Origin of the sequence: Pseudodesulfovibrio sp. 5S69, from assembly GCF_037094465.1 — a bacterium.
GTDB lineage: Bacteria > Desulfobacterota > Desulfovibrionia > Desulfovibrionales > Desulfovibrionaceae > Pseudodesulfovibrio > Pseudodesulfovibrio methanolicus.
In genome coordinates, this window is sequence record NZ_CP146609.1 from 681198 (window position 1) to 707163 (window position 25966).

Below are 25966 nucleotides of genomic sequence, written 5' to 3' on the forward strand. Positions count from 1 at the left end.
ATCAGCATACACGCCCCGACTTACCTTCATCTCTCGCGGCGGCATCGGACCCTGCCGCGAGGACCGCTTGCCGGTGGTCATTTTTCCCTTGCGATGACCTCGTACGAGAGGACGACCTCCTCGGAATACACCGAGAGCCGCGCGTATTGTGAAAAAAATTCAGTCACATCCATATACCGGCCGGGCACAAACGCTTCGAGCCACCGTGCCTTTTGGGCTACAGGCAGAGCGGCGACAAAGAACCCCTCGGCGTCCTGCCTGTGGTCGGGGAGCGTCACCATGGTGAGCTCCATGCCGGACTCGGCCGTGGGCAAGGAGATGGAAGCGCCCTTGCCTTTGGTCACAACCTCGCGATTCCCTGAGGGAAACACCATCATGACCCGTCCGTCGGCCGTGAAGTTGAACACGCCGATGCGGGCCGGGTTGCGGGTGCTGACGGTCAGGGTGCACAGTTCGCCCGAGCGGAACAGCGTGTGGTTCATCGACGCCCGCAACCCCAGGGAGGGCGCCTGCTTGTCCGGGACAAAGACCGTTGCCGCCAGTTGCACGCCGTATTCGGGCACTGGCGGGGAATCGGGTGTCCTCTGGTACTGTGCCAAGGGAAGCCAACGCACTTTTTCCTTGATGACGTACCCGCGGGAAAAGCTCTTGATGAAGTCGGCGGCCAGTTTGCCGTCGGTGACCAGGCTCGACGACACTATGTGGACGCCGGTCGCCTGTTCAATGGCCGCGGCTCTCGCCCGTTGCAGGGCCAAGTACGAAGCCTGTTCCGGGGTCATGCCTACGATGGCGCAGGAGGCATGGGTCGTGATGGCCACGGTTTTGGCGCCGGCGGTGCTCGCGAAGCATAGCAGGAAGATTAACAGGCACGTCCCCAAGGCTATCCGCAACGTCACGACCTCCAAAGTCATTACTCGAATAATTGCTGAAAGTTGTAATCCAATACAGAGGGGCGAACAAAAAGTGAAGGATAAATTCGATAAATAATACCCACGCACTCCGTCTTGCGTATCGGTCCCCACTGGCGCGGCCAATGGTACATGGTCTACCTGCGGGCGCACTGTTCAAGGGCGTGCGAGTACTATTTGCTGTAACGAGAAAATGCCGCAAACCGGGGCACCCTCGGCCCGAGCTGCTTTCACTCCCCACGCAAAACAATCTCCCACCCCGACTTCCGTCCCATTCGCTGCATGCGGCATGAAAGGTTTTGAAGGGGCCGAGGGGCCTTTCTCCGGGGCGGTTCTCGGCGAGTCGTGGAGCGCTGGAGCGGTCGGCTGCGGGGATAAGGGTCCCCGGCGGAGGCGGGGGAAACGCCCCGATCCCCCCGACCTATTCGGCCAGGAACGGCTTGAGCTGCCGACGGACGGCTGCGTCGCGGGTGGTGCGGAGCAGGGAGCGGGCCTTTTGGCGCAGCCCTTCGCGGTCGGCCATGGTCTGCTCCAGGGCGCCGAGCCGGGCGGCGAAGCGGTCGGCCAGGTATGGCACGTTGCAGAGGCGCAGCAGGCGGGTGCACTCCCGGAAGGCGTCGAGGCCGGGACAGAGCAGGGTGCGGAGGTAGGCCGCGGGCATGGCCTCGCGGGGGCGGCCCTGTTGTTCGAGCAGGGCGGCCAGGCGGGCGTGGCCCCGGTCCCACAGGGGGTCATGGAGGAGCAGGGCGCGCAGGCGGTCGGCGTCCGGGTCGGCATCGAGTTCGGCGTTCAGTTCGGCAAGGCGGGTCTCGGGCAGCCGCACGGCGAGGTCGAGCCACGGGGTCAGGGCGGGTTCGAAGCCGTCTTCGCGGAGCAGGGCGCAGAAGTCTTCGCGGGCATCGCGGCAGCGGGCGCGGAGCAGGCGCAGGTTGTCGGACTCGTGGTCGAAGCGGCCCTCGGTGCCGTGGGTGTGGTGGTGGACGACGCTATGCGGCACGACCGAGAAGCGGCCGCCCTTTTGGGCGATGCGGCAGCACAGGTCCACGTCCTCCATGCCGTTGACGAATCCCTCGTGAAAGCCGCCGTGGGCGAGGAAGAGCGGCGCGGGCATGAGCAGGGCGGCGGCGGTGATGACGCTGAAGGAGCGTTGCCGGAGCACGGCCGGGTGGCTGCGCGGGAAGTATTCGTAGAGGTGGCGGAACTCCATGTTGTCCGCCACGGCGATGCCCAGGTGCTGGACCCGCCCGGCGCGCACGGAGTCGTCGTCCGGGAAGAGGAGCAGGGGGCCGACCCCGGCCAGGCGGCGGTCGGCGCGCAGCCCGTCCAGGAGCGGCGGCAGCCAGTTTCGGGTGACCTGAGTGTCGTTGTTCAGGAAGAAGAGGTGCGCGGCGGAAGCGGCTTTCGCGCCCGCGTTGCAGGCCTTGGCGAAGCCGAGGTTTTTGGGCAGGCGGTGGTGGACGAAGCGGTCGCCGAACAGGGCCCGGCCGAGGGGCGGGACGGCGGCCGGGGTCTGGTCCGTGGAGCCGTTGTCGGCCAGGATCACCTGGAAATCGTCGCCCGGGGTGTGCTCGGCCAGGGAGCGCAGGCACGGTTCGGTCAGGTTCCAGCCGTTCCAGACCGGGATGACGATGGACAGGTGGAATCGGGACGGGGCCATGCGCCTAGCCCATTTCGGGTTCGCTTTTCCAGGCGAAGAGCGGGGTGAGCGGCTTCATGTTGGTGAAGTCCACGCGCACGGCCACGAACGCGCCCAGGGCCGGGGGCAGCAGGTGCCCGTTGGCCAGATTGGCCAGGCCGGTGGACTTCCAGGTCTTCATGGGCCCTGCCAGGACCGAGCGGGCCAGTGTGGGCCGAAAGCCCGTGGCCTTGTGGATGAGGTCCTGCATCTCGCACCAGGTGAACCAGTGCGCCGAGGCCATGGAGGATTCGGTGCCCCGTATGTTCAGGAAATAATAGAGGGAGTTTTTGTTCAGGAAGCCGACGAGCAGCCCCTTTTCGGCCACGCGCGCGGCCTCGGCCAACATGGCCTCGGGCTCGGCGGCGAATTCGAGCACGGACCACAGCAGCGCGTAGTCGAACTCGTTTTCCGAGTAGGGCATGTGTTCGCCGTTGCCCACGTTCAGTTCGGCCCGGTTGCCGAACCGTTGGCGCGCGGCCTTGATCATCTCGGGCGAGCGGTCCATGCCGGTCACGTCGAGTCCCATCTGGTAGAGGGTCTCCAGGAACAGGCCGGTGCCGCAGCCGATCTCCAGGATCTTGCGCTTGCGCCGGGGCCACCCGGCCAGAACGTCCTGGAGCAGCATGATTTCCCGATCCAGGGCGTAGCGCCCCTCGGGGGTGTCGAACCATGCTTCGTATTTATCCGGGTCCCAGCTCATGTCGGCGTCCTTGGTCGGTTTCGTCCTCTCCCGAAAGTATGACCATCATACCCCCCTCTGTAAATAGGGGGGCCGGAAAAGTTGGACGAATCCGTCCGGAGGACGCCGATGTGCGGACGGTCAGCGTCCGCCGCGTCGCCCGCGCCCGAAGCCGTTGCCGCGTCCGCCCCGGCCCTTGCCGAAGCCGTTGCCGCCGGGGCCGTTGCCGCGTCCGCCCCGGCCGAAGCCGCGTCCGGGGCCGCCGGTGGCGGGGTCCTCGCGCAGGGAGGCGACGAGCTTGCCGAGGATGGTGCGCAGTTGATCGCGCTCGGCCTGGTCCAGGCAGTCGAACTGGCTGTCCGCCTCGCCGCCGTCGTCCGGGGCCAGGCCGCGCGCCTGGTCCGTGGGGGAGATGATGAAGCCGCGCCGGTCCTCGGGGTTGCGCTCGCGGAGGATGAGCCCGCGGTCCTCGAGCTTGCGCAGCAGCTCGCTCAGGGAGGAGGAGCGCACGTCGAGGATTTCGAGCAGCTCGCCCTGGGGCAGGGGCCCGTTTTCGAGCAGGATGGACAGGACCAGGTGCTGGGCGTGGTGCGCGGAGTCGCGACGGTGCGAGGCCCGGGCCATGAGCCGAGAGGCCAGGCGGAACAGCCCGGCCAGCTCGGCATTGTTTGCGGGATTGGCGGGGCTCATGGTTAGCGAACCCTCGCGGCGTAGGCCTCGCCCCTGGGGCAGGAGGGGGCATCCAGGGGGCAGTGCTTCTCGCACAGTGGGCAGAACCCGGTGCCGGGCTCGAAGCCGGGGCCGAAATCGTCGGCAGCGTTCATGGCCGCCCGGAATGCGCCGCCCCGGCCCGGCCGGAACCGGTTCAACCCCATGCCGCACGGCCCGCGCCCCATCCGGCCCTGGCCGAAGTCGTCGAACCGTCCTTGGCCCCGGCCCAAGCCCGGACCGAAACCGTTGCTCCGGCCCAGGCCGCAGCCGAATCCGTTGCCGAATCCGTTGCCGAATCCACCGGAGCCGTCGCCGGATCGGTTCCGCCCGCGACCCTGTCCGCGCCCGAACCCCTTGCCCGACCGTCCCCGGCCGTTGCCAGCGCCTGGGCCCTGGCCGAACCCGGCCCCCGCTCCGGCGCGCCGACCCCGGCCCTGTCCGCCATTGCCGCGTCCGGATCCCCAGCCGCCATACGAATCGTTATTCCATCCAAACATGATCTTACTCCTTTCGGTTCATGGTTATGGCACCCGATTGAGTAGGTACCTTCCTTTTCTTCACGAATATAGTCCCCCGATCCGGCCTGTCAAGATAAAAAGGTACCTTCCTATTCAAATCTTGTTATTTTGTTCCAGTCATCATCCATAGAATCGCCAAGAAAGCAGTCCGTTAAACTACTCCCGCAACCCCGCGAAGCGGCGCCAAAAAGTTTGGGAAAAGGGGGGGGGATGGGGGTCCGGGGGAAGGGGAGGCCTCTTTAATCCGTCTGGATATTGTAGGTCTTGAGTTTGCGGTAGAGCGAGCTGCGTTCCAGGCCGATGGCCTTGGCGAGTTGGGAGATATTGCCGTCGAACTCGCGCAGTTTGGCTTCGAGGAACCGGGCCTCGAAGTCGGCGCGGGCCTGTTTGAGGTCGGCCGGGCCCTGGCTGATGAGGTCGTCCAGGGGGGTGGGTTCGGGTGCCGGGACGTCGGGCGCGGCGGCGCGGGGTGCGGGCTTGAACTCGGGCGGCAGCCGGTCGGCGGTGACGGTGTCGCCGGCGAACATGATGAACATGCGTTCCACGAAATTCTTGAGTTCGCGCACGTTGCCGGGCCAGGGGTACTGCATGAGCACGTCGAGGGCCTCGGGCGCGAAGGCGATGGGTTTGAACCCGTGCTGGCGGACCAGGGTGTCCATGAAGTCGGAGATGAGCAGCGGGATGTCCCCGGCGCGGTCGCGCAGGGGCGGCAGCTCCAGGGGAAAGACCTTGAGCCGGTAATAGAGGTCCTCGCGGAAGTTGCCCGCCTCGATCTCCCTGGCCAGGTCCTTGTTGGTGGCCGCGATGACGCGCACGTCCACCTTGATGGTCTTGCGGCCGCCCACGTGTTCGAAGGCCTGTTCCTGGAGGATGCGCAGGATCTTGGCCTGGGTCTTGAGGGACATGTCGCCGATCTCGTCCAGGAACAGGGTGGACCCGTCGGCCAGCTCGAACTTGCCCTCCTGGGCCTTTTCCGCGCCGGTGAAGGCCCCTTTCTCGTGGCCGAACAGTTCGGACTCGATGAGCTCCTCGGGGATGGCCGCACAGTTGACGGCCACCAGGGGACGGTCGGCGCGGGTGGACTGGTTGTGGATGGACCGGGCCACGATCTCCTTGCCCGTGCCGTTCTCGCCGGTGATGAGTACCCAGGACTCGGTCGGCGCGACCCGGCCGATGACCGCCTTGAGGTCGGCGATGGGCTCGGACTCCCCGGTCAGGGTCACGGGTTGCTCCGAGGAAATGCGCGTCTTGAGCGCCAGGTTCTCCTGGCGCAGGCGGGAGAACTCCAGGCCGTTGCGGGCCGAGACCACGACCTTTTCCAGGGACAACGGCTTTTCGATGAAGTCGAAGGCCCCTTTTTTCAGCGCCTTGACCGCGGTCTCGATGGTCCCGTGGCCCGAGATCATGATCACCGGCAGCCCCTCATAGTCGCGGGAGATGATCCCGAGCGCCTCCAGGCCGTCCATGCCGGGAAGCCAGATGTCCAGAAAGACCAGGTCCGGGATGTCGGTGCCGAGCAGTTCGAGTCCTTCCTCGCCGGACTCGGCCTCTACCACGGAAAAGCCCTCGTCTTCCAAGATGCCGCGCAGGGAGAGGCGGATGGTCTCTTCGTCGTCGATGATCAGGATGTTTGCGGCCATGGATGCTCCCTTGCAAGGTCGTGCGGCGCGGGCGCGCCGTCCCCTCTTATAGATGACCCTGCGCGATGATTCAAGCCGGAGGCTGGTCCAAGGCCGGGACTCTCAGAATCCCCAGTCCTTCTTCTTCAGCCAGTGGTAGGAGCGCTTGCCGTGGACCATGTCGCCGAACGGGCCCGCGCCCAGGCGGACGAACCGGCCGATGGCCCCGTCGCCGAACAGCTTCATGGCTCGGAACAGGAACCAGCGCAGGGAGTTGGAGCCGCGCAGTTCGGGCAGGATGGTGCGGTGCAGCAGGCGGAGATATTCGGGGCCGGGATCGGTCCCGGTTTCGAGGGCCTCGGCCACGGCCCGGCCCGCGTACATGCCCGTGCACAGGGCGTAGAAGATGCCCTCGCCGAAGAGCGGTTCCACATAGCCGCCCGCGTCCCCGGCGAGCAGGGCGTTGGCGTGCACCGGGTCGTGCAGGTAGCTGCCGTATGGCAGGGGATGTCCGCGCTGGCAGCAGAGCACGGCCGGGTCCACGCCGAGCACGTCGAGATAGGTGCGGAACAGTTTGGCGAAGTGGATGTCCCCGCGGCGCAGGCCGCAGATGCCGATGAGCACGTGGTCCCCGTTGGGGAAGACCCAGCCGTAGCCCGCGTCCACGAAGCCGACGTACAGGATGGGACGGTCCACCGTCTCGGGGAAGTCGTTTGCCGGAATCCGGACCTCGATGGTCGCGGCCGTGAACCGCCGCATGGCCCGGAGGTTCACCTCGGGAAAGGCGGCGCGCACCGTGGAGTGGGCCCCGTCCGCGCCGATGATGTATTTGCCGCGGAAGACCTGGCCGTCCTTGAGGATCACTTCGCCGGACTTCGGGTCGCAGCCGGCCACCTCCTCGCCTTCGCGGACATGGGCCCCGGCCCGGCGCACGTGGTAGAGCAGTCGGTTGTCCAGCTCGGCCCGGTCGGTCAAGTGGAAAGGATAGGACACGGTGCCCTCGGCCAGGGTCGAGGTGAAGGTGCGGATGGCGTAGCGGTCCGAGACGTAGCGGAGAATTCCGTGTTCGCGCATGGTCTCGGGGGTCTCGCCGAACAGGACGTCCAGGAGGCGTACGGTCTTCCAGGTGAGCAGCCCGCCGCAGAGCTTGGAGCGCGGGAACTCGGCCTTGTCCAGGACGAGCACGGAGCGCCCCTGCCGGGCCAGGGTCACGGCCGCGGCGCTGCCCGCCAGCGAGCCGCCGCAGACGATGGTATCGAAGGTCTTGGTCATAGCGTTCGCATGCCCCGCAGGGCGGTCACATGGTGTTGATCATGGACGAGGGATTGCGCCCTTCCTTTTTCAGTTTCTGGTAGGCGCGCAGGTCCTTGTCCAGCTTGTTCAGCAGGGAGACCACCAGGTCGCGTCGGGGCACGCGGTGGGCCGGGGTGGAAAAGGTGAACCCGTCGGCCATGGCCACGTGGAGTTCGAAGACGATGTCCGTGTCGGGCGTGACCGCCTTGTAGCGGTCCTGGGACGAGGCATCCACCCTGACCTCCTCGAAGAGGTCGTTGCGCGCCTGGATGTAGCCCAGCATCCGCTCGATCTCCCGGCCGGTGTAGGCCTTGCGGCCGAGCCCCCCGGAGAACTTGAGCTTCTTGGCGGCGTTGTTGGTGAACACGGACTCGCCCTTGCGCACGAGGTCCAGGTTGAAGAAAACGTAGATGACGGCGGCGGCCGCCAGGATCATGACGAGGTTCCTGGTCCATTCCGCCGATTTGTTCCGCCGGGGCGAGTTGTGCATGCGTCCTCCCTGAAAGCCGTGCGCCGCGTTGCTCCTATACTATGAAACCGGGGAAGAAAAAAGCCTTGCCTGCGCCCGAAGTCCGGAGAGGCCCGGTTACCTTGACAAAAGCGGGGGCCGAGGCCAAGTTGCACAGTGGTGGAGCCGTGACCTGGAGCGTTCTGGAGGACCCATGGAGAACAGCAAGATAGCCGCCCTGGTGGAGCTCGGCATCCTGTGCCGGGGGGGGCAGGTGGAGCCCGTAGGGGACGGTCGCGCCGACCCCGGCCCGCATCGTTTTTCCGAACACTCCCAGCTATGCCGGTTCGAGAATCCGGCCTTCCGCCATCCCTTCGAGGACCCGTCGGTGGCCGTCTACTCCCTGTTCGCGCCGGACACCACCATCGAGGCGGCGCTTTCCGGCACCCGGCTGGTGGTCCTGCTCGGCGCGGCCGACACCCCGCAGTTGCGCGCGGCCCTGGCCTCCAATGCCACGGTGGTGATCCTGTTCGAGCCCGACGAGCGGGTGCTCGCCCACTTCCTGGAGCGGTTCCGGCTGGCCGGGCTGAACCGGCCCAACCTGTTTTGCTTCACCGGCGAGCCCCGTTCCTTCGACCCGCCGTTGCAGGACATGCTGCCCGGCGACATGTTCCGGTTGGGCACCCCGGCCTTCTTCGTCACCGACCGCGTGCGCGGGCTGTACGGCGGCTGGGCCGACCGGGTGGTGTCATATCTGGAGACCCTGCACTACCGCCACGCCATCTACGGGGTGTCCGGCCAGGCCCTGAGCCTCTCGCGGCCCCTGCGGAACATCCATCGGGGGCTGTTGTACGACCAGCAGGTCCACGCCTTCGAGAACGTGCCCGCATACCTGGCCGCGCCGTCCATCGGCGGGCTGCGCAACCGGCTGCCGGGGGCCGAGGCCATCCTGGTGGCCGCCGGGCCGGACCTGCCGGAAAAACTCGACTGGATCAGGCGCAACCGGGAACGCGGTGTGATCATCTGCGTGAACAACGCGGTCAAGCCCCTGGCCGAGGCGTTCATCCAACCGCATTTCGTGATCATCAACGACACTTCCATCGACTCCGGGAGGGTCTTCGGGCACATCCCGAAGCTGCCCGAAGCCATCCTGGTCGGCCATTGCCTGTCCGACCTGGGCGGCGACCGCTTCCGGCAGAAATACCTGTTCGGCTCCTTCCTGCCGCAGATTTTCGGGGAAAGGGAGGACCTCCGGCTCCACGGCTCGGTCATCTCCACGGCCTTTTCCCTGGCCCGGCACCTGGGATGCTCGCGCTGCGTGCTGGTCGGTGCGCAACTGGCCTCCACCGACCCGTGGAGTCTGAGCTACGCCCGCGGCACGGTCATGGACGCGCCCGAGGGCGCGGCGCGGGAGCTGGTTCACGAATATCCCCAGCTCTGCCCGGTGACGACGCCCTTCGGGGAGCCGCTGTTCACCACGCTCAATTTCCTGGACGCGGCCCTGTGGCTGGCCGAGGAGATCCGCGTGTCCGGGGTGCCCTGCGTGAACACCTCCAGGGCGAGCATCCTGTACGGGGAGGGCATCGAGTACGACGGGGAGCCCGTGCTTTCGGGCCGCGTGCCGAACATGAAGGACCTGTTCCGGCCCGAGCCGCCGCGCGTGGACCGAGGGGAGGCGGGCCGCTGGCTGCGCCGCGAGGTCCGGCTGTGGACCAGCGTGGGCGAGGCCGCACGGACCCTGCTGGCCGACGATACCCCGGCCATGGCGGCCAAGGGCATGGCCATCCTGGAGCAGTTGGACAGGAACAACGTCACCTATCTGGCGGAACGGCGCGGCGGGTTCAACAATCGGGAATTCTACCGGCTGGTCTTCGAGGGGGACGAGCCTTCCCGGCGCAAGGGGCTGCGCACGTACTTCCGCGAGGTCCTGGCCATGAGCGGGGAGTTCCTCGCCCTGCTGCGCCGGGCCGTCGAATCCCTCTAGAGATCGCGGCGGCAGGCCAGGGGCATGCGCCAGCCCGTGCCGAAGGAGCGCGGGGTGAGCTTGATGCCCGGCGCGGCCTGGCGGCGTTTGAATTCCGCTCCCCGCACCAGGTTGAGGACCCGGCTCACCGTGGCCTCGTCAAAGCCCGCCGCGATGATCTCGCCGCGCGACTGGTGGTGCTCTATGTGCCGGGCCAGGATGGCGTCGAGCACGGCGTAGTCGGGCAGGGAATCCTGGTCCTTCTGGTCCGGCCTCAGCTCGGCGGACGGCGGCTTGGTGATGATCGCCTCCGGGATGTGCGGGGCGACGTTCGCGTTGTACCACTTGGCCACGTTGAACACCCCGGTCTTGTCCACGTCCGAGATGACCGCGTACCCCCCGGACATGTCCCCGTAGATGGTGCAGTAGCCCACGGCCAGTTCGGATTTGTTGCCCGTGGTCAGGAGCAGGGCGCCGAACTTGTTGGACAGGGCCATGAGCAGGTTGCCCCGGATGCGCGACTGGATGTTCTCCTCGGTGGTGTCCGGCTCAAAACCTTCGAAGGGACCCGCCAGGGTCTTCTCGAACTGGGCCATGATCGGCTCGATGGGCAGGGTCAGGGTCTTGACCTCGAGATTCTTCGCCAGCTCTAGTGAATCGTCGATGGACCCCTTGCTCGAATAGGGCGAGGGCATGAGCACGCAGGTCACGTTGTCCGCGCCCAGCGCCTCGGCGGCCACCGCGGCGGTCACGGCCGAGTCGATGCCCCCGGACAGGCCGACCAAGGCCTTGGAAAAGCCGCTTTTGCGCACGTAGTCGCGGGTGCCGACGACCAGGGCGCGCCAGGTCTCGGCCTCGCGGCAGAAATCGTCGTCGGCCACGGTGTTGGCCGAGGGGGCGTCCGTGTTTACCAGGATGACGTCCTCCTCGAACCCCTTGGCCCGGGCCATGAGCCCGCCGTCGGGCGTGAACGCGCAGGACCGGCCGTCAAAGACCAGGTCGTCGTCGGCCCCGGCCTGGTTGACGTAGACCATGGGCGCCCCGTACTTGCGGGCCACGGCCCCGAGCATGTCCTCGCGCAACTGCTGCTTGCCCAGGAACAGGGGCGAGGCGGAAAGGTTGATTATGATGTCCGGGCTCTGGGCGGCGGCCTCCTCGAGCGGGTCGCGCGCATAGGTCCGGGTGTCCCAGTAGTCCTTGTCGTTCCAGGCATCCTCGCAGATGGTCACGGCCAGGGTCAGGCCGTTCGTGCGGATGATGTTGGCCTCCGGGTCTCCCTCCGGGGCGGGCTCGAAATAACGCGCCTCGTCGAACACGTCGTAGGTGGGCAGCAGGGTTTTGCGCACGGACCGCTTTACCTCGCCGCCCTCGCAGAACAGGGCGCAGTTGAAGACCGGCTTGCCCTGGCCCGTGCGGTTGCGCTCCACCGCGCCCAGCAGCAGGGGCGGGCCGTCCGCGAGCGCCTTGGCCAGCTCATCGGCCCGGTCGCGGACGCGGTCCACGAATCCCTCGTAGAGCAGCAGGTCGCGGGGCGGATAGCCGGTCAGGGCCATCTCCGAGGTTACGCAGATGTCCGCGCCGAGGGAGCGCGCGCGGCGGGCCGCGTCCAGGATTCTGGCCGCGTTGCCGTCCAGGTCGCCGACAATGGGATTGAGTTGCAGGAGGCCGATTTTCATGGGGACGTGATACGCCAAAGCCGCGCCGGGGGCAATACGCGGGGCCGCTTCTTGTCGCCCGGAGCGAGGCGGAGCGGACTAGGCCCGGTCCTTGCATTGGGAAATTTCCGGCGTCAGGCAAATGTCATCGGGCCGTGCGGACCGGCCCCGTTTTCGGCTCGGGAATCGTTTGGCGGGTAAATAAAAAGTGCGGAATATCTAAAGCTATTTGGCTTTTGCGTCGAATAATCATACGGTCGGTGTATAATCGAAATGAACATGCAGCGAGAAAATTGTCTCGAAACCGTTGGTGCCGACAGGTAAAATATGAAAAAAAAGGCTTTGATTACAGGGGTAACCGGACAGGACGGTTCCTATTTGGCGGAGCTTCTGCTCGACAAGGGCTATGAGGTGCACGGCTTGAAGCGCCGGGCCTCGCTGTTCAACACCGAGCGGGTGGAGCACCTGTACCAGGACCCCCACGAGGCGGACCAGCGGTTCATCCTGCACTACGGCGACATGACCGACGCCACGAACCTCATCCGGGTGGTGCAGGAGGTGCAGCCTGACGAGATCTACAACCTGGCGGCCCAGAGCCACGTCCAAGTCTCCTTCGAGACCCCGGAATACACGGCGGACAGCACCGCGCTGGGCCCCCTGCGGTTGCTGGAGGCGATCCGCATCCTCGGCCTGGAGAAGAAGACCCGTTTTTACCAGGCGTCCACCTCAGAGCTGTTCGGCAACTCCGGGGTCAATTCCCAGAGCGAGTTGACTCGGTTCAGCCCGCGTTCCCCCTATGCGGCCGCCAAGCTGTACGCCTACTGGATCACGGTCAACTACCGCGAGGCCTACGGCATGTACGCCTGCAACGGCATCCTTTTCAACCACGAGTCCCCGCGCCGGGGCGAGACCTTCGTCACCCGCAAGATCACCCGCGGCCTGGCCCGCATCGCCGCCGGTCTGGACTCCTTGGTCTGGCTCGGCAACCTCAACGCCCGCCGCGACTGGGGCCACGCCGCCGACTTCACCGAGATGATGTGGCTCATGCTCCAGCAGGACGCGCCCGACGACTACGTCATCGCCACCGGCGCCAGCTACTCGGTGCGCGAATTCGTGGAGATCGCGGGCCGCAAGCTCGGCATGGACATCCGCTGGCAGGGCGCGGGCAGGGATGAGGTCGGCATCGACGAGAGGACCGGCAACGCCGTGGTGCGCATCGATCCGCGCTACTACCGCCCGACCGAGGTCGACAGCCTGACCGGCGAGGTCGCCAAGGCGCGGCGCAAACTCGGCTGGACCCCGAAGATTTCCTTTGAATCCATGGTCGAGGAGATGGTCGCCTCGGATCTGGACCGAGCCAGGGTCGAGGTCCTGTGCCGCGAGAACGGCTTCGACACCGTGAACGGCTGCCTGGGGGAATGATGGATTCGAGCGCGCGCATTTTCGTGGCCGGGCATCGCGGCCTGGTGGGATCGGCCATCGTCCGCCGGCTCGAGGCCGAAGGGGCGGACAACCTGCTCCTGCGCACCCGCGCCGAGCTGGACCTGACGGATCAGGCGGCCGTGCGCGGCTTCTTCGAGCGCGAGCGGCCCGAATACGTATTTCTCGCCGCGGCCAAAGTCGGCGGCATCCACGCCAACGACGCCTACCCGGCGGACTTCATCCGCGATAACCTGCTGATCCAGACCAACATCATTGACGCGGCCTTCCAGTCCGGGACGCGCAAGCTTCTCTTCCTCGGCTCGTCGTGCATCTACCCGCGCGAGGCCCCGCAGCCCATTCCCGAAGGCGCCCTGCTGACCGGGCCGCTGGAGCCGACCAACCAGTGGTACGCCGTGGCCAAGATCGCGGGCATCAAACTCTGCCAGGCCCTGCGGCGCCAGTACGGCTTCGACGCCATCAGCGCCATGCCGACCAATCTGTACGGGCCGGGCGACAATTTTCACACCGAGAACTCCCACGTCATCCCCGGCCTGCTGCGGCGCTTCCATGAGGCCAAGGCGGCGGACGCGGACGCGGTCGAGGTCTGGGGCACCGGCAACCCTCTGCGCGAGTTCCTGCACGTGGACGACCTGGCCGACGGGCTGGTCTTCCTGATGCATGAATACTCCGGCGAGGAGATCGTCAACGTCGGCTCCGGCCGCGAGGTGACCATCCGCGAGTTGGCCGAGACCGTGGCCAACGTGGTGGGATTTCAGGGCAAGATCCGGTTCATTCGTCCCGAGATGGACGGCACCCCGCGCAAGCTGGTGGATTCGGCCCGCATCCGGGCCATGGGCTGGAGTCCGGCCATCGACCTGGAGCCGGGGCTGGCCGGGACCTACGAATGGTACGTCAACAACCGCATCGAAAAGGGCGGGGCATAATGCGCGAAGCCAAGAAGATTTCCGTGGTCGTGCCGACCTACAACCAGGCCCAGTACCTCTGGCCGTGCCTGGACTCCATCTGGTTCCAGGACTACCCGAACCTCGAGATCATCGTGGTGGCGGACCCGTCGCCCGACAACACCGCCGAGGTCCTGGCCGATTTTCAGCAGGCCGTGAAGACCGACACCGTGTCGCACGCCGCCCGGCTGGCCGACGACGGCACCGTGATCCGGGCCGAGTACCCCCGGTACCGCGCCGAGGGCCGCGAGCTGGTCATCTTCGAGAGCGAAACCCGGCTGGGCCACACGCCCGCCTACAACAAGGGGTTCGAGCTGGCCACGGGCGACTACTGCACCTACATCGCCTCGGACGACCTCTGCCACCCGCAGATGCTCTCGGAGATGGCCGGGCCGCTCGACCGCGACGAGGCGGATTTCGTCTTCTCGGACATGTTCGTGGTGGACGACGCCATGCGCGTCCTGCGCGAATTTCGGCTACCGGACTACAGCTTCGAGAAGAGCTTCTGCGACTGGTACCTGTGCGGCGTCTCCAAGCTCTACCGCCGCTCCCTGCACGAGCGCTTCGGCTACTACGACAACAACTATACGGCCAACGACCACGAATGCTTTCTGCGCTTCGCCCTGAACGGCGCGCGCTTCCAGCACCTCCCCAAGACCCTCTACTCCGTGCGCAGCCACGACCAGCGCGGCCAGGACGTGCACAGCGAGGCGAGCTGGAAAAAATTGCTGGCCGAGTCTTCGGGCCTGGTGGAGAAAGCGCGGGGATTTGCCGCGAGGCAGGGGCTTTTGGGCGATCGTTAGGTGAGTTAATGGTTTTGGAATGAGAATTGCTTTTGAATGCAGGTAGGATGATTCCTCCCCCGGAAACGTCAAAAAACTGGATCAGGCGATATGGACCCGACGCAAAACGCACCCGAAGGCGGCAAGGCCATCATCTACATCCCAGCGCGGGCCAATTCCTCCCGGCTGCCCGGCAAGGCTTTGGCAGACCTGGGCGGCCATCCGCTCATCGCCTACACCGTTCGGGTGGCCAAGGCGATCAAGGGCGTGGACCATGTCCTGGTGGACACGGACAGCCCGGCCATCCGCGAGGCGGCCCTGGAATACGGGGCCGAGGTGCCGTTCCTGCGCGACCGGGCCCTGGCCGGGGACAAGACCTCCTTGGACCAGACCGTCAACGTCTTCATGGAGCGCGTCCGTGAGGTCTTCGGCCCTGTGTCCAAAAAGATCAGCATGCTTCCCACCAGCCCGTTTCGGAACGTGGCCGATGTGCAGGAGCTGGTCGACGCCTTGGAAAACCACTTGTCGGTCGAAACGGTCCTGGCCACCGACTCGGACTTGTCCACCCAATATTTCGTTCGTGACGGGGAGGTCCATTCCCTGCTTGAGGTTTCGGAATACAACCCCCTGCAATACCATTGGATCAAGGGGCTGGGGTATTTCCATGCCTACTACATGGCCGGAACCTCTCCGCGGCATCTGTGGCTGTACAACAACTTCAAGTACCACGTGCTGACCAACCCGGTGGAACTCATCGACATCGACACCTTGAGCGACCTGGAGGTGGCCAGGCGGGTGATGGACGCCAACCTCTACGATTTCGGGATGGAGATGCAATGATCGCCCTGTTGAGTCTTGCCTTGCCGGGCGATGCCCGCAGCCGTGTTTTCCTGGATTCCCCGGCCCTGCTCCGGGAGATGATTGAATACGTTCATGCGGTCGTGGCTGAACGGATGCCCGCCGTGGTGGTCGCGAATCCGGACGTCCTGCCGTTTCTGTCCGACGTGAATCTGTCCGCTGACGTTATCGTGGACCGTGCTCCTGCCGGTCCCGAAGGGGTTGCGGACTGGGCGCTGACGGTTGTGAATCCGTCGCCGGATGAACCGCTGCTGGTGGTGTCCCCCTTCCTGGGCGTGGTCAGCCCGGAACGGCTGGATGCTTTTCTTGAGCACAAGGGCGGCGGATGTCCCCTGATCTCGGCCAGACCGGTCACGGCCAACGTCAATCCCTTCTGGATGAACATGATTTCTCCCACGACCCGGGTGGGGCGGTCCTCCTACGTGGATCGGAACAAGACCAAGTTGCCGAAATTCACGCAGACCGCCAGCATTATCAACCAGGAGCGGTGGCGGGAACTGATCGGCGACCTCGAAATTTACGGCAGCCAGTGGCTGCCCAAGCTGCACAAGCTGGACGGCGCTCTGGCCCTGGTCCAGTCCCAGGCAGGGGATTTTTCGCCTGTGCTTCTGGACGAGCCGGGACTTGAGGGGTTGCCCCTGCTCTACCAACTCCCTCTTTTCGATATGGCGACCGACATTCCCGCCTCGCTCAGGCGGTCCGTCCCGTCGGAGAACGGGACGATCAGACTGGAGCAGGCCCGGACGGCCATGCGGTCCATGGGATACGACGACGGCGGCACCAGCCACCTTCCGACGTTGCGGCCTGCCGGACACTACCGTTCCTGACGCGACTGACGGAATCAAAACAGCGAAACGCGAGGCGTGAACATGCTCAATGGGAAGAACATCATACTGGTCGGCGGCACCGGGTCGTTCGGCAACAAGCTGGTGGAGACGGTGCTGGCGCGGTACAAGCCGTCCAAGGTGATCGTCTTCAGCCGGGGCGAGCTCAAGCAGTACGAAATGGCCCAGCGCTTCAGCCGGGCCGAGTACCGTTGCATGCGCTATTTCATCGGCGACGTCCGTGATCTGGAACGCCTCCACCGCGCCTTCAAGGACGTGGACGTGGTCGTCAACGCGGCCGCCCTCAAGCACGTTCCCATTGCCGAATATAACCCGGAAGAGGCGATCAAGACCAACATCATGGGCGCAATGAACATCGTCAACGCGGCCATCGACGCGGGTGTCGAGAAAATCATCAACCTGAGTACGGACAAGGCTTCCAATCCGATCAACCTGTATGGGGCGACCAAGCTGTGCGCCGACAAGCTGTTCATCGCCGGGAACAACCTGGTGGGTAAGCAGGATACGGCATTTTCGGTCGTGCGTTACGGCAATGTGCTCGGCAGCAGCGGGAGCGTTATTCCGTTTTTCCGCCAGAAATGCCAGACAGGACGGTTGCCGGTTACGGACAAGCGCATGACCCGGTTCTGGATATCCCTCCAGGACGGCGTGGACTTCGTCCTGGACTGCCTGGAGCGGATGGTCGGCGGCGAGATTTTCATTCCCAAGCTGCCCAGCACGAGCATCGTGGATTTGGCCAAAGCCATCGCCCCGGAGTGTGAGGTCGACATGATCGGCATCCGGCCCGGCGAAAAGCTGCACGAAGTCCTGGTCCCGGAGGACGAGGCGCGCTGCACCGTGGAACACGACAACCACTTCGTTATCCAGCCCGATTTCGAATTCTTCCGCCGTCGATTCAAGGCGGACCAGTACAAGCCCGTGCCCGAGGGGTTCAGCTACGCCTCGGACACCAACCCATGGAAGCTGGACGTGTCTCAGATTCGCGAGATACTGAAAAGGAACCACCTGTAAGATCACAGCATCGAGACTCGGCATGAAGGGCATAGAACGTACCGCTTTGGCAGAGATTTTGTCCGCCCCTCAAGGAGAGGGCGTACGGATGCTCATGGCCGGAGACGTCTCTTTATTGACTTCCCGCGAGGAAATCCTGGCCGCCGTGGATCAGTGCCCCGAACCTGAGCAGGCGGCCCGGACCGTGGCCGACCTGTTGACCGCAGGCCGTCTGACCCTGGCCTCGGTGGATGACGCGACCTTCGTCAAGGCCCTGCGCGAAGACGGGGCGAGCCCTGCCGCGACCGGGCGTACCCTGCTTCGCGAGGCGGGCGTGACTGAAATCGTTCCTTCAGTGCATGAACAACGCCCGGCCTACGCCTCCTATGGACGCCAGCAGGTGACCGAGGCGGATCTGCGGGCCGTGCGCCGTGCGCTCTTGTCCGATTTCCTGACCTGCGGCCCGGCTGTGGCCGAGTTCGAGGCGGCGGTCAGCCGTCTTTCGGGCGTGGCCCACGGGGTGGCCGTTTCCAGCGGCACGGCCGCGCTGCACTGCGCCATGCATGCCCTGGGTATCCGGCCCGGCGACGAGGTCATCGTCCCGCCCCTGACCTTTTCGGCCACGGCCAACTGCGTGCGCTATCTGGGCGGCACCCCGGTCTTTGCGGACATCGATCCGGAATTCCTGACCATCGACCCGGCCTCGGTGGCGGCGCGCATCACCTCCCGCACCAAGGCCGTGGTGGCCGTGGACTACGCGGGCCAGCCCTGCGATTACGCCCGGCTGCGGGAGCTCGCCGGGGATCATGGCCTGGCCCTGGCGGCCGACGCCTGCCACTCCATCGGCGGGTCGGACAACGGCCGTTCGGTCGGTACCCTGGCGGACCTGACCGTGTACAGTTTTCATCCGGTCAAGCACTTGACCTGCGGCGAGGGCGGCATGGTGGTCACCGACGACCAATCCCTGGCCGACCGGGCTCGCGCCTTCCGCAGCCACGGCATCACCCGCGATTTCCGCGACCGGGCCTCGGTCGGGAGCCACGCCTACGACATCGAGGAGATCGGCTTCAACTACCGGTTGCCGGACATCAACTGCGCCTTGGGCCTGTCCCAGCTCGACCGTCTGGGCGTGAGCATCGCCATACGGCAGGCTTTGGCGGCCCGCTACCGCGAGGGGCTGGCGGCCATCCCCGGCATTACCGCTCCTTCCGAGCGGGCCGGGGTCAACCACGCCTACCATCTTTTCGTCGTCCAGGTGGACCGCGACCGGTTCGGCCTGAGCCGCGACGAGCTCTTCACCGTCCTGGCCGACAGGGGCATCGGGGTCAATGTCCACTACCCGCCGGTGCACCTGCTCTCCGCCTACCGCCGCGAACTCGGCACCGGGCCGGGACTCTGCCCCGTGGCCGAGGCCGCCTGCGAACGACTTCTGACCCTGCCGCTCCACCCCGGCATGGACGCCGCGGACGTGGAATACGTGGTCCAAAGCATCACTGAGGTGGGGCAATGAGCGCGGTCCGTATTCAGCTTTTGGGCAAGGGCCTGAACCAGGACGGCTGGAAGCCGGTCATCGTCTTGCTGGAGTCCCTGGGCGCGGCCTGCACCGTTCACGAGGACCACACGACTCTGGACCCGTCCGGCGACATGATCGTCCTCCTGGGATACGACCGCATGGTTCCGGAATCCCTGGTTGCCGCGCCGAGGCTCGGCACCGTGCTTTTCCATTCCAGCGACCTTCCCGAGGGGCGGGGGTGGGCGCCCATATATAACACCATGATTCGCGGGCTGGGCCTGACCCAGACCATGCTCTACGCGGTCGAAGCGGCGGATGCCGGACCGATCGTGGCCAAGGCTCGGTATCCGCTGGCTGGTAACGAGATCGAGTCGGAGGTGCGGCGCATCGATGACCGATTGACCCTGCGGATGCTGGAAACGGTCCTGCCCGACCTCCTCCAAGGGAGGGTTGAAGGCGCGGTTCAGGATGAGGGAGCAGCCACTTACTGGCCCCGGCGCACTCCGGAGGAGTCGCGTGTCACCGAGGACATGTCCATTTCCGACCTGCTGCGCCACCTGCGTGCCTTGCCCGAGTCTGCGCCCGCCTTCATCTTTATCGGGGCAAGGCGGTTCCAGCTGCGTCTGGCGGCGGCCGAGGCGGGGGAAACCTTTGACCCGGACAGGGTCGTGATCGAGCGGTATTATGCGTGATCAGAGGGACGACAATTCGACCCGGCGGATCACCGTCCTGTGCGACGCCGTGTCCGAACTGGGCATGGGCCATCTGGTGCGCTGCTCGACCCTGTGCCGCGCCCTGGCCGAGGCCGGTGCCGGGGTGGACATGGTCCTGCTGCACGGCGGGCGCGCGGACCTGGTCGATCTGCCCGGCGTGGACGTCCGGGTCATGACCGTTGCACCCCAGGACGGCCCGGAAGCGGCTCGTGAATTTTTGTCTCTCATCCCTGAAGACGCAGCCCTGGCCGTGGTGGACAACTACCGGCTCGGCCGCGAGTTCTATCAGACCCTGCGCGCGCTTTGCCCGGAGTTGGGCGTGGTCGCTTATGACGATTTCGGCGAGAAGGCAGGGCTGCCCCTGCTCGGGGTAATCAACGGCGGCCTCTCTTCGGCAGAGGTGGCCTACCCAGGCCGGTATTCCCTGTACTCGGCCGTGGGCCTGGAATACGCGGCCCTGCCCGAACGCTGCCTGGCGGTTATGCCCAAGGCGGACTGGGCTGCGTCGGTCTCCCGCATTCTTCTGGTCATGGGCGGCTCCGACCCCGAACGCCAGACTCTGCGCCTGGCCCGCATCCTGGAGACCCTGGATCCGGCTCTGCGGATTGAGGCCGTCCTCGGTCCCCTGTTCGGGGAGCGGGACCCGGGCTTCGAGGCCCTCGGCCCGTCCGTGATGGTGCACGAGGCACCATCGGATTTCCTCGGGCTGGCGGCCTCCTGCGACCTGGCCGTGACCGGCGGCGGGTCCACCTGCATGGAGCTGCTCTACCTGGGCGTGCCCATGGCCGTGCTCTCCCTGGCCGACAACCAGGACCTGATGACAGAGACCATTGAGCGCAACCGCGTCGGCTTCTCCTTGGGGCGGTTCGACAAGGTCTCCGACCGAGCATTGCACGAAGCCCTGACCAGCGTCCTGGCCCGTCCGGACGAACTGGGCACCCGAGCCCGGCGCGGCCGCGAGACCGTGGACGGACAGGGCGCTTCGCGTCTGGCCCGGCGCATCCTGGCTGCGTCCGACCTGTTCAACGGGCGCGGCTTTGGCCTGGCCCAAGTGGTCCGCGAGTACCATGAGGCGTCGTTCAACGAACACCACCATGAGATGGGGTTGTGGGGTTCGGAAGAGGGCATGCGTAACCGTTTTCGGCTGGCCATGCAGTTGCTCGGCCCGGGGCGGGAGCCGTCCTGGCTGGACGTGGGATGCGGCCCCGGCGATTTTCTGACCGAGGCGGCCGCCGCGCTGCATCCGGCTTCCTTCACCGGTCTGGACCTCTGCGGCCGGACCTTGGAGCTGGCTCGTTCGGTGGTCCTGCCGGACACGGAGACCCGCCTCTTCGAACAGGATTTTCTGGAGCCGGTCCAGGGTGAGCCGTTCTCCCTGGTCACCGGCCTCGGCGTGCTGCACAAGTGCGGCCATTCCCTGGACACGGCCGCCCGCCGACTGGCCGGGCTGGTCGCACCGGGCGGCAGGTTGTTGCTGTCCACCAAGCATCTCGGCTGGAAACGCTTCGACGACCCCGATTTTCTGCCCTATGCCGGGCACGCCTGGTTCTTGCCGGAGCAGGTGGCCTCGGCCCTGGCGCGACACGGTCTGGAGGTGCCCGAGATACGCGGCTTCGAGCCGAGGACCGGGACCTGGGTTCCCCTCGGGGAGGCCCATTCCATAATGATCCTGGCCGAGAGGAGGGGAGCATGATCGACGCCCACGTCTATTCCGTGCCGCTGGATCTGCACGCAGAGACCCCGCTCGTTCGGGACGAGGGGGCGGTCCTGGCCGCGCTGCACCGCCACCCCGAGGGGCCGGACGCCCTGGCCTTGAGCCTGCCCGAGGCCATTGCCGAGTCCATGGACCGGGCCGGGATCGACCGCTCCGTGCTGGTCTCCCTGCCGTGGACGAGCCTCGACCTCTGCCGTCGCAACAACGACCACGTGCTGGCCGCAGCCGCCGGGTCCGATCGCTTTCTGGCCGTGTGCTCGGTCCAGGCCCTGGATTCGGGCTGGCGCACCGAGGTGGACCGGGCACGCGAGGCCGGAGCCGTGGGCATCAAGATCAACACGGGCTGGCAGGGAGGCGCACTCGATTCGTCCACGACGCATGATCTGGCTCGGTACGTCGCCGAAAGCGGACTCTTTCTAATGACTCATGTGGACCATGCCTTCCGGGCGTCCGATACCGGGCCGTCCGGGCTGTACGGGCTGGCCTCGGCCTGTCCCGGGACCCGGATCGTGGCCGCGCACCTGGGTGGGCTGCTCGGGCTGTACACGCACCATCCGCCTGTGGCCGAGGCCCTGGCCAACGTCTGGTTCGACACCGCCGTCTCCTCCACCCTGGAGATGGTCCGCTATTACGCCCAGGCGGGGTTGGGCGACCGGCTCCTGTTCGGCTCGGACTTTCCCTTCAACCACAGCCATTCCCAGGCGCAGGTGATGGCCGGGCTCAAGGCGCTCGATCTCCCGCAGACCGCGCTCGACGGCATCATGGAGAACAACTTTCTTGGGCTGGTGGAGCGGCAGAGGGGGCGGTCGTGATCGTGGTCAGCGGCCATCAGCCCGCCTACCTGCCGTGGCTCGGCCTGCTGCACAAGGCCAGCCTGTGCGACGTGTTCGTGTACATGGACGACGTCCAGTTCCTGACCCGGGATTTCAACCACCGCAACCGGGTGGTCACCCCCTCGGGCCAGGTCCTCTGGCTGACCGTGCCCGTGGACCGCAAAGGGTCGCCGTCCGACCGCCTCGCGGACATCCGCATCGGCCGTTCGCAGGACAGGAAGGGGTGGCAGGAGGAACACAGCCTGACGCTGCGCTCGTGCTATGGCAAGGCGCCGTATTTCAAGGAGTATTGGCCGTTCTTCGAATGGTTGTACCACGACAGTGAATGGACCCGCCTGGCTGATCTGAACCTGGCCATGCTCAAACAGGCCTTCGATTGGTTCGGGCTGAGTCCGCGCATCGAGATAGGTTCCGAGTGCGGGTTCACCGGGCGCAAGTCCGATCTGGTCCTGGAACATGCCGAGACCTTCGGGGCGGAAGTCGTCGTCACCGGGGCCATGGGGCGGGATTATATCAGGATCGAGGACTTCGAGGGCAAGGGGATCAAGGTGATTTTTCAGGAATACAACCACCCTGAATATTCCCAGGGTCGCCATGCATTCGCCTCGCCCATGGCCTTTGTGGACCTGTTGTTCCGTCACGGCCCTCAGAGCGCGGAGATCGCATTCGGGCAAAACATGATCAAGGATGAATTGTTGTGAACAGTGATTTCGCACGGACCCTGACTCTCGGCGAACGCGTCGTCGGCCCCGGCCATCCGGTGTTCATCATCGCGGAGGTCGGCGTGAACCATAACGGCGACATGGATCTGGCCAAAAAGATGGTGGACGTGGCGGCTGACGCCGGGGCGGATTGCGTCAAGTTTCAGACGTTCCGTTCCGAGGAGTTCATGGCCGACCGGGACATGATCTACGAATACCGGAATCGGGGCGAGACCGTTCGCGAGTCCATGTACGAGATGTTCAAGCGGCTGGAGTTCCCTCTGGAGCGCCATCGGGAGCTCTTTGACTACGCCCGAAGCAAGGGGGTCGTCCCCTTGACCTCGGTGGCCGATCCCATCTGCATGCGCGCCGCCATCGAGAGCGGGGCCACGGCCCTGAAGCTCGCCTCCGAGGACCTGATCAACCTGCCGCTGCTTGGCGCGGTGGCCGCACAGGGATTGCCGCTGATTTTGTCCACGGGTATGGCCGACGAAAGGGAGGTTCGGGATGCCATGGAAATCCTTTATGAAAACGGTTGCATGGATACCGCATTCCTGCACTGCGTCTCCCTCTATCCCACTCCGGACAGCGAGGCCAACCTAGCCCGTATGCGGGACGTGGCGAACCTGACCGGGGCCGTGACCGGATACTCCGATCACACCTCGGGCGTGGAGGCGTGCCTCGCGGCGACGGCGCTCGGGGCGCGCATCCTGGAAAAGCACTTCACCCTGGACAGGGGCATGACCGGCCCGGACCATGCCTTTTCCGCCGACCCGGTCGAGTTTCGCGCCCTGGTCGAAGGGGTGCGCAGGGTGGAGCGCCAAATGGGCGCGGGGGGCCTGGTGCCGGGTCCGGTCGAAGAGCATTTTCGGCATGAATTTCGCAGGTCAGTGGTTGCCGCACGGGATCTCCCGGCGGGCGCGGTCCTGGGACCGGACGATCTGGCCTTGAAGCGGCCGGGCAACGGCATTCACCCTCGGGATATGCGCTCGCTCTGCGGGCGGACCCTGAAAGCGGCCCTGCGCAAGGATGAACAGTTGACCAGGGAGACAGTCGAGTGATGAACCAGGCAACGAACCGATTTTTTATCTTCGGGGTCCCGAGGAGCGGCACTACCTTGCTTTCGAACCTGTTGTCGCAGCACCCCAACGTGCACGTGCTCATCGACAGCATGCTCTTCCAGAAGACCAAGCGCGCCTACGAGATGTTCGAGAAGCGCTGCTTCGTGGACCGGCGCCTGCCGGATGTGGACGCGCCGCTGACCTATCTCCAGGCCAAGTACGTCCTCTCCATCGTTATGTTTTGGCTTCTGGAGATTCAGTACGACATGCCCTTCCGGGACGACGTCTACGGCTCGTGGCTGCCGACCTACCAGCAGCGCATCGACCCGTATCCCTTGCTCAAGGAAGCCAGGACACGGGCCCTGACCCTGCGGGACATCCTGGACGCGGTCTATTTTCAGCTGCTTGGCGAGATCGACCCGGCGGTAACCTGCTTCGGCGAGAAGACCCCGTCCAATTCGCTGTTCTGCGACTGGGTGGCCGCGGCCTATCCCGAGGCCAGAATCATCCTGAACATGCGCAGCCCGCTGAAGAACATCGCCTCCATTCGCAACCGGTCCGTGGACCGCGATCTCGACGCGGCCATCGAGCTCTACCTGCGCTTCTACGCCTGCCTTGAGCGGATCATGGACCTGCCGCAGGTGCGGATTCTCCGCCACGAGGAGCTTCTGGCCGATCTCGAAGGGACCGGGAAGTCGCTTTTCGCGCATGTCGGCGTCGAGCCCATGGGCTTTCGGACGGAATTCAAGCCCATCCTGCGCAAGGATTACGTGGGCACGACCGTGACCAGCGACCGGGACAGGAAGCTCGGCGAGGCCTTCGACGACAAGGAAAAGGACATCATCAGACGCCGTTGCGAAAAGGCCTTCCGGCGTTTTTACCCGAAAGAGCTCTGATGCGGGCGGACCGCGTGCCTGCCACAAACACCCCTGGGAGAAGATATGAAACGATATGAAGCGGAAAGGCAGTTCGAGGCTCTGGTGGAGCGGTTCGTCTCCCAGGCCGTGTATTGCCGCGAACCCGGCGAGGAGAGCCCGTACTTTCCCGCCCAGGTCCACATAGAACCGACCAATTCCTGCAACCTGCGCTGTACCCATTGCCACCATTACCGGGACGAGCACGGCAGGAACAAGTATACCCGCAAGCTCGGGCTCATGGACGTGGACCTGTTCAGGAAGATCCTGGACGAGATCGGCCCCCTGGGCTGCTCAGTCACCCTGAACGTCCAGGGCGAACCCCTGCTGCATCCCCGTATCGTGGAAATGGTCCGCATAGCCAAGGGCCACGGCATCTATCTCTCGCTACTGACCAATGCCACCCGGCTGACCCGGGAGCTGACCACCCGGTTCCTCGACGCCGGGCTGGACCGCATGGTCTTTTCCTTCGACGCCTGCACCAAGGACGTCTACGAGTCGGTGCGGATCAACTCCAAGTTCGAGCCGACCATCGCCAACATACTCGACTTCCTGAACGAGAACGAACTGCGCGGCCACCCCACGCACGTCTGCGTCTCCGGGGTGCAACAGAGCCGGACCATGCCGCACACCGAGGAGTACCGGACGTACTTCGGCAAGCTCCCGGTGGACAAGATCTTCCTCAACCCCATGCTCAACCTGTGCGGGGTGTCCGGCACGGCCGACGAGATCGACATGGCCCGGTACATGGACATCGCCCCGCAGGACCGTCCGGTCTGCCGCATCAGCTGGGAGAATCTGGTGGTCAACTGGGACGGCCTGGTCTCGCCCTGCCCGGTGGACGTCAATGTGCTCGCCCCGGTGGGCGACGCCAACACCGAGCGGCTCCAGGACATCTGGAATGGCGAGCGCATGCGGGAGTTCCGACGGGCGCACCTGACGCGCGACTATTCGGCCATCGAAAAGAACGGCCCGGTGTGCAGCGCCTGCAACTGCCTGTTCGACGAGGAGTATGACCTCTTCAAGTTCCAGGGGTACGCGGTCAAGGCCATCGCCCGCGCCGCAATCCATCATGCGCATCACCTGGCGCAGGGTGCGGCCGAGGCCGGGGCGGACGATGAGGCGCGTGCCGCGTTCCTCCGCTCCGAGCGCGAGAAATACCCTCGCGAGGACCCGGCGTGACAGC

The 25966-nt window shown here is 65.6% G+C and carries 24 protein-coding genes; 15 read left to right on the plus strand and 9 right to left on the minus strand.

From position 1 onward, the window contains the following. Window positions 1–77: 77 nt before the first annotated feature. The 8 genes from V8V93_RS03230 to V8V93_RS03265 all read right to left on the minus strand — a co-directional run bounded on the left by V8V93_RS03230 (window position 78) and on the right by V8V93_RS03265 (window position 7896). The gene (locus tag V8V93_RS03230; RefSeq protein ID WP_338668935.1) at window positions 78–818 is read right to left on the minus strand and encodes a hypothetical protein; all 741 of its coding nucleotides are present in this window, start codon (window positions 816–818) and stop codon (window positions 78–80) included. A gap of 511 nt (window positions 819–1329) precedes the next feature. Beyond that, a complete protein-coding gene (locus V8V93_RS03235) occupies window positions 1330–2565 on the minus strand; it encodes a glycosyltransferase family 2 protein (RefSeq protein WP_338668936.1) in 1236 nt (411 codons plus the stop codon). Window positions 2566–2569: 4 nt separating this feature from the next. Next, window positions 2570–3286 carry a class I SAM-dependent methyltransferase gene (locus V8V93_RS03240; protein ID WP_338668937.1) on the minus strand — a complete coding sequence of 239 codons (717 nt, stop codon included), beginning with the start codon at window positions 3284–3286 and terminating at the stop codon, window positions 2570–2572. A gap of 120 nt (window positions 3287–3406) precedes the next feature. Further along, complete coding sequence (locus tag V8V93_RS03245; RefSeq protein WP_338668938.1) at window positions 3407–3955, minus strand: MarR family winged helix-turn-helix transcriptional regulator; 549 nt, start codon at window positions 3953–3955, stop codon at window positions 3407–3409. Window positions 3956–3957: 2 nt separating this feature from the next. After that, window positions 3958–4473: a hypothetical protein gene (locus V8V93_RS03250; RefSeq protein ID WP_338668939.1), complete on the minus strand. Its 516-nt coding sequence runs from the start codon at window positions 4471–4473 to the stop codon at window positions 3958–3960. A gap of 260 nt (window positions 4474–4733) precedes the next feature. Beyond that, on the minus strand, window positions 4734–6134 hold the full coding sequence (locus V8V93_RS03255) for a sigma-54-dependent transcriptional regulator (protein ID WP_338668940.1): 1401 nt from the start codon (window positions 6132–6134) through the stop codon (window positions 4734–4736). A 102-nt stretch (window positions 6135–6236) separates the two neighbouring features. After that, on the minus strand, window positions 6237–7385 hold the full coding sequence (locus tag V8V93_RS03260) for an NAD(P)/FAD-dependent oxidoreductase (RefSeq protein ID WP_338668941.1): 1149 nt from the start codon (window positions 7383–7385) through the stop codon (window positions 6237–6239). A gap of 25 nt (window positions 7386–7410) precedes the next feature. Further along, the gene (locus V8V93_RS03265) at window positions 7411–7896 is read right to left on the minus strand and encodes a hypothetical protein (RefSeq protein ID WP_338668942.1); all 486 of its coding nucleotides are present in this window, start codon (window positions 7894–7896) and stop codon (window positions 7411–7413) included. Window positions 7897–8068: 172 nt separating this feature from the next. Between V8V93_RS03265 and V8V93_RS03270 the strand changes: the two genes are divergently transcribed. Next, window positions 8069–9838 carry a 6-hydroxymethylpterin diphosphokinase MptE-like protein gene (locus tag V8V93_RS03270; protein ID WP_338668943.1) on the plus strand — a complete coding sequence of 590 codons (1770 nt, stop codon included), beginning with the start codon at window positions 8069–8071 and terminating at the stop codon, window positions 9836–9838. Here V8V93_RS03270 and V8V93_RS03275 read toward each other — a convergent pair. Continuing rightward, window positions 9835–11493 (minus strand): NAD+ synthase, encoded by a 1659-nt coding sequence (locus V8V93_RS03275; protein ID WP_338668944.1) that lies wholly within the window; start codon window positions 11491–11493, stop codon window positions 9835–9837. The genes V8V93_RS03270 and V8V93_RS03275 overlap by 4 nt on opposite strands. Window positions 11494–11799: 306 nt before the next feature. Between V8V93_RS03275 and gmd the strand changes: the two genes are divergently transcribed. The 14 genes from gmd (at window position 11800) to V8V93_RS03345 (ending at window position 25962) form a co-directional block, all read left to right on the plus strand. After that, window positions 11800–12894, plus strand: coding sequence for a GDP-mannose 4,6-dehydratase (gmd, locus tag V8V93_RS03280; RefSeq protein ID WP_338668945.1), 1095 nt, complete (start codon window positions 11800–11802; stop codon window positions 12892–12894). After that, a complete protein-coding gene (fcl, locus tag V8V93_RS03285; RefSeq protein WP_338670228.1) occupies window positions 12894–13838 on the plus strand; it encodes a GDP-L-fucose synthase in 945 nt (314 codons plus the stop codon). The genes gmd and fcl overlap by 1 nt, the downstream gene beginning before the upstream one ends. After that, window positions 13838–14659 carry a glycosyltransferase family 2 protein gene (locus tag V8V93_RS03290; protein ID WP_338668946.1) on the plus strand — a complete coding sequence of 274 codons (822 nt, stop codon included), beginning with the start codon at window positions 13838–13840 and terminating at the stop codon, window positions 14657–14659. The genes fcl and V8V93_RS03290 overlap by 1 nt, the downstream gene beginning before the upstream one ends. Before the next feature lie 90 nt (window positions 14660–14749). Beyond that, window positions 14750–15478: a cytidylyltransferase domain-containing protein gene (locus tag V8V93_RS03295; RefSeq protein ID WP_338668947.1), complete on the plus strand. Its 729-nt coding sequence runs from the start codon at window positions 14750–14752 to the stop codon at window positions 15476–15478. Beyond that, window positions 15475–16323 (plus strand): hypothetical protein, encoded by an 849-nt coding sequence (locus V8V93_RS03300; RefSeq protein ID WP_338668948.1) that lies wholly within the window; start codon window positions 15475–15477, stop codon window positions 16321–16323. The genes V8V93_RS03295 and V8V93_RS03300 overlap by 4 nt, the downstream gene beginning before the upstream one ends. Before the next feature lie 42 nt (window positions 16324–16365). Beyond that, window positions 16366–17352 (plus strand): UDP-N-acetylglucosamine 4,6-dehydratase (inverting), encoded by a 987-nt coding sequence (gene pseB, locus V8V93_RS03305; RefSeq protein ID WP_338668949.1) that lies wholly within the window; start codon window positions 16366–16368, stop codon window positions 17350–17352. A gap of 22 nt (window positions 17353–17374) precedes the next feature. After that, window positions 17375–18841, plus strand: a complete 1467-nt coding sequence (locus tag V8V93_RS03310; RefSeq protein ID WP_338668950.1) for a DegT/DnrJ/EryC1/StrS family aminotransferase — start codon at window positions 17375–17377, stop codon at window positions 18839–18841. Continuing rightward, window positions 18838–19536: a formyltransferase family protein gene (locus tag V8V93_RS03315; RefSeq protein WP_338668951.1), complete on the plus strand. Its 699-nt coding sequence runs from the start codon at window positions 18838–18840 to the stop codon at window positions 19534–19536. The genes V8V93_RS03310 and V8V93_RS03315 overlap by 4 nt, the downstream gene beginning before the upstream one ends. After that, window positions 19529–21250: a methyltransferase domain-containing protein gene (locus V8V93_RS03320; protein WP_338668952.1), complete on the plus strand. Its 1722-nt coding sequence runs from the start codon at window positions 19529–19531 to the stop codon at window positions 21248–21250. Before V8V93_RS03315 ends, V8V93_RS03320 begins: the two co-directional genes overlap by 8 nt. Next, on the plus strand, window positions 21247–22083 hold the full coding sequence (locus V8V93_RS03325; RefSeq protein WP_338668953.1) for an amidohydrolase family protein: 837 nt from the start codon (window positions 21247–21249) through the stop codon (window positions 22081–22083). The genes V8V93_RS03320 and V8V93_RS03325 overlap by 4 nt, the downstream gene beginning before the upstream one ends. Continuing rightward, window positions 22080–22805 (plus strand): WbqC family protein, encoded by a 726-nt coding sequence (locus V8V93_RS03330; RefSeq protein ID WP_338668954.1) that lies wholly within the window; start codon window positions 22080–22082, stop codon window positions 22803–22805. Before V8V93_RS03325 ends, V8V93_RS03330 begins: the two co-directional genes overlap by 4 nt. Further along, entirely contained in the window at window positions 22802–23866 is a 1065-nt protein-coding gene (locus V8V93_RS03335) for an N-acetylneuraminate synthase family protein (RefSeq protein ID WP_338668955.1), read from the plus strand. The genes V8V93_RS03330 and V8V93_RS03335 overlap by 4 nt, the downstream gene beginning before the upstream one ends. A 56-nt stretch (window positions 23867–23922) precedes the next feature. Then, window positions 23923–24762: a sulfotransferase gene (locus V8V93_RS03340; RefSeq protein ID WP_338668956.1), complete on the plus strand. Its 840-nt coding sequence runs from the start codon at window positions 23923–23925 to the stop codon at window positions 24760–24762. A gap of 45 nt (window positions 24763–24807) precedes the next feature. Continuing rightward, window positions 24808–25962 carry a radical SAM protein gene (locus tag V8V93_RS03345; RefSeq protein ID WP_338668957.1) on the plus strand — a complete coding sequence of 385 codons (1155 nt, stop codon included), beginning with the start codon at window positions 24808–24810 and terminating at the stop codon, window positions 25960–25962. Window positions 25963–25966 lie beyond the last annotated feature (4 nt).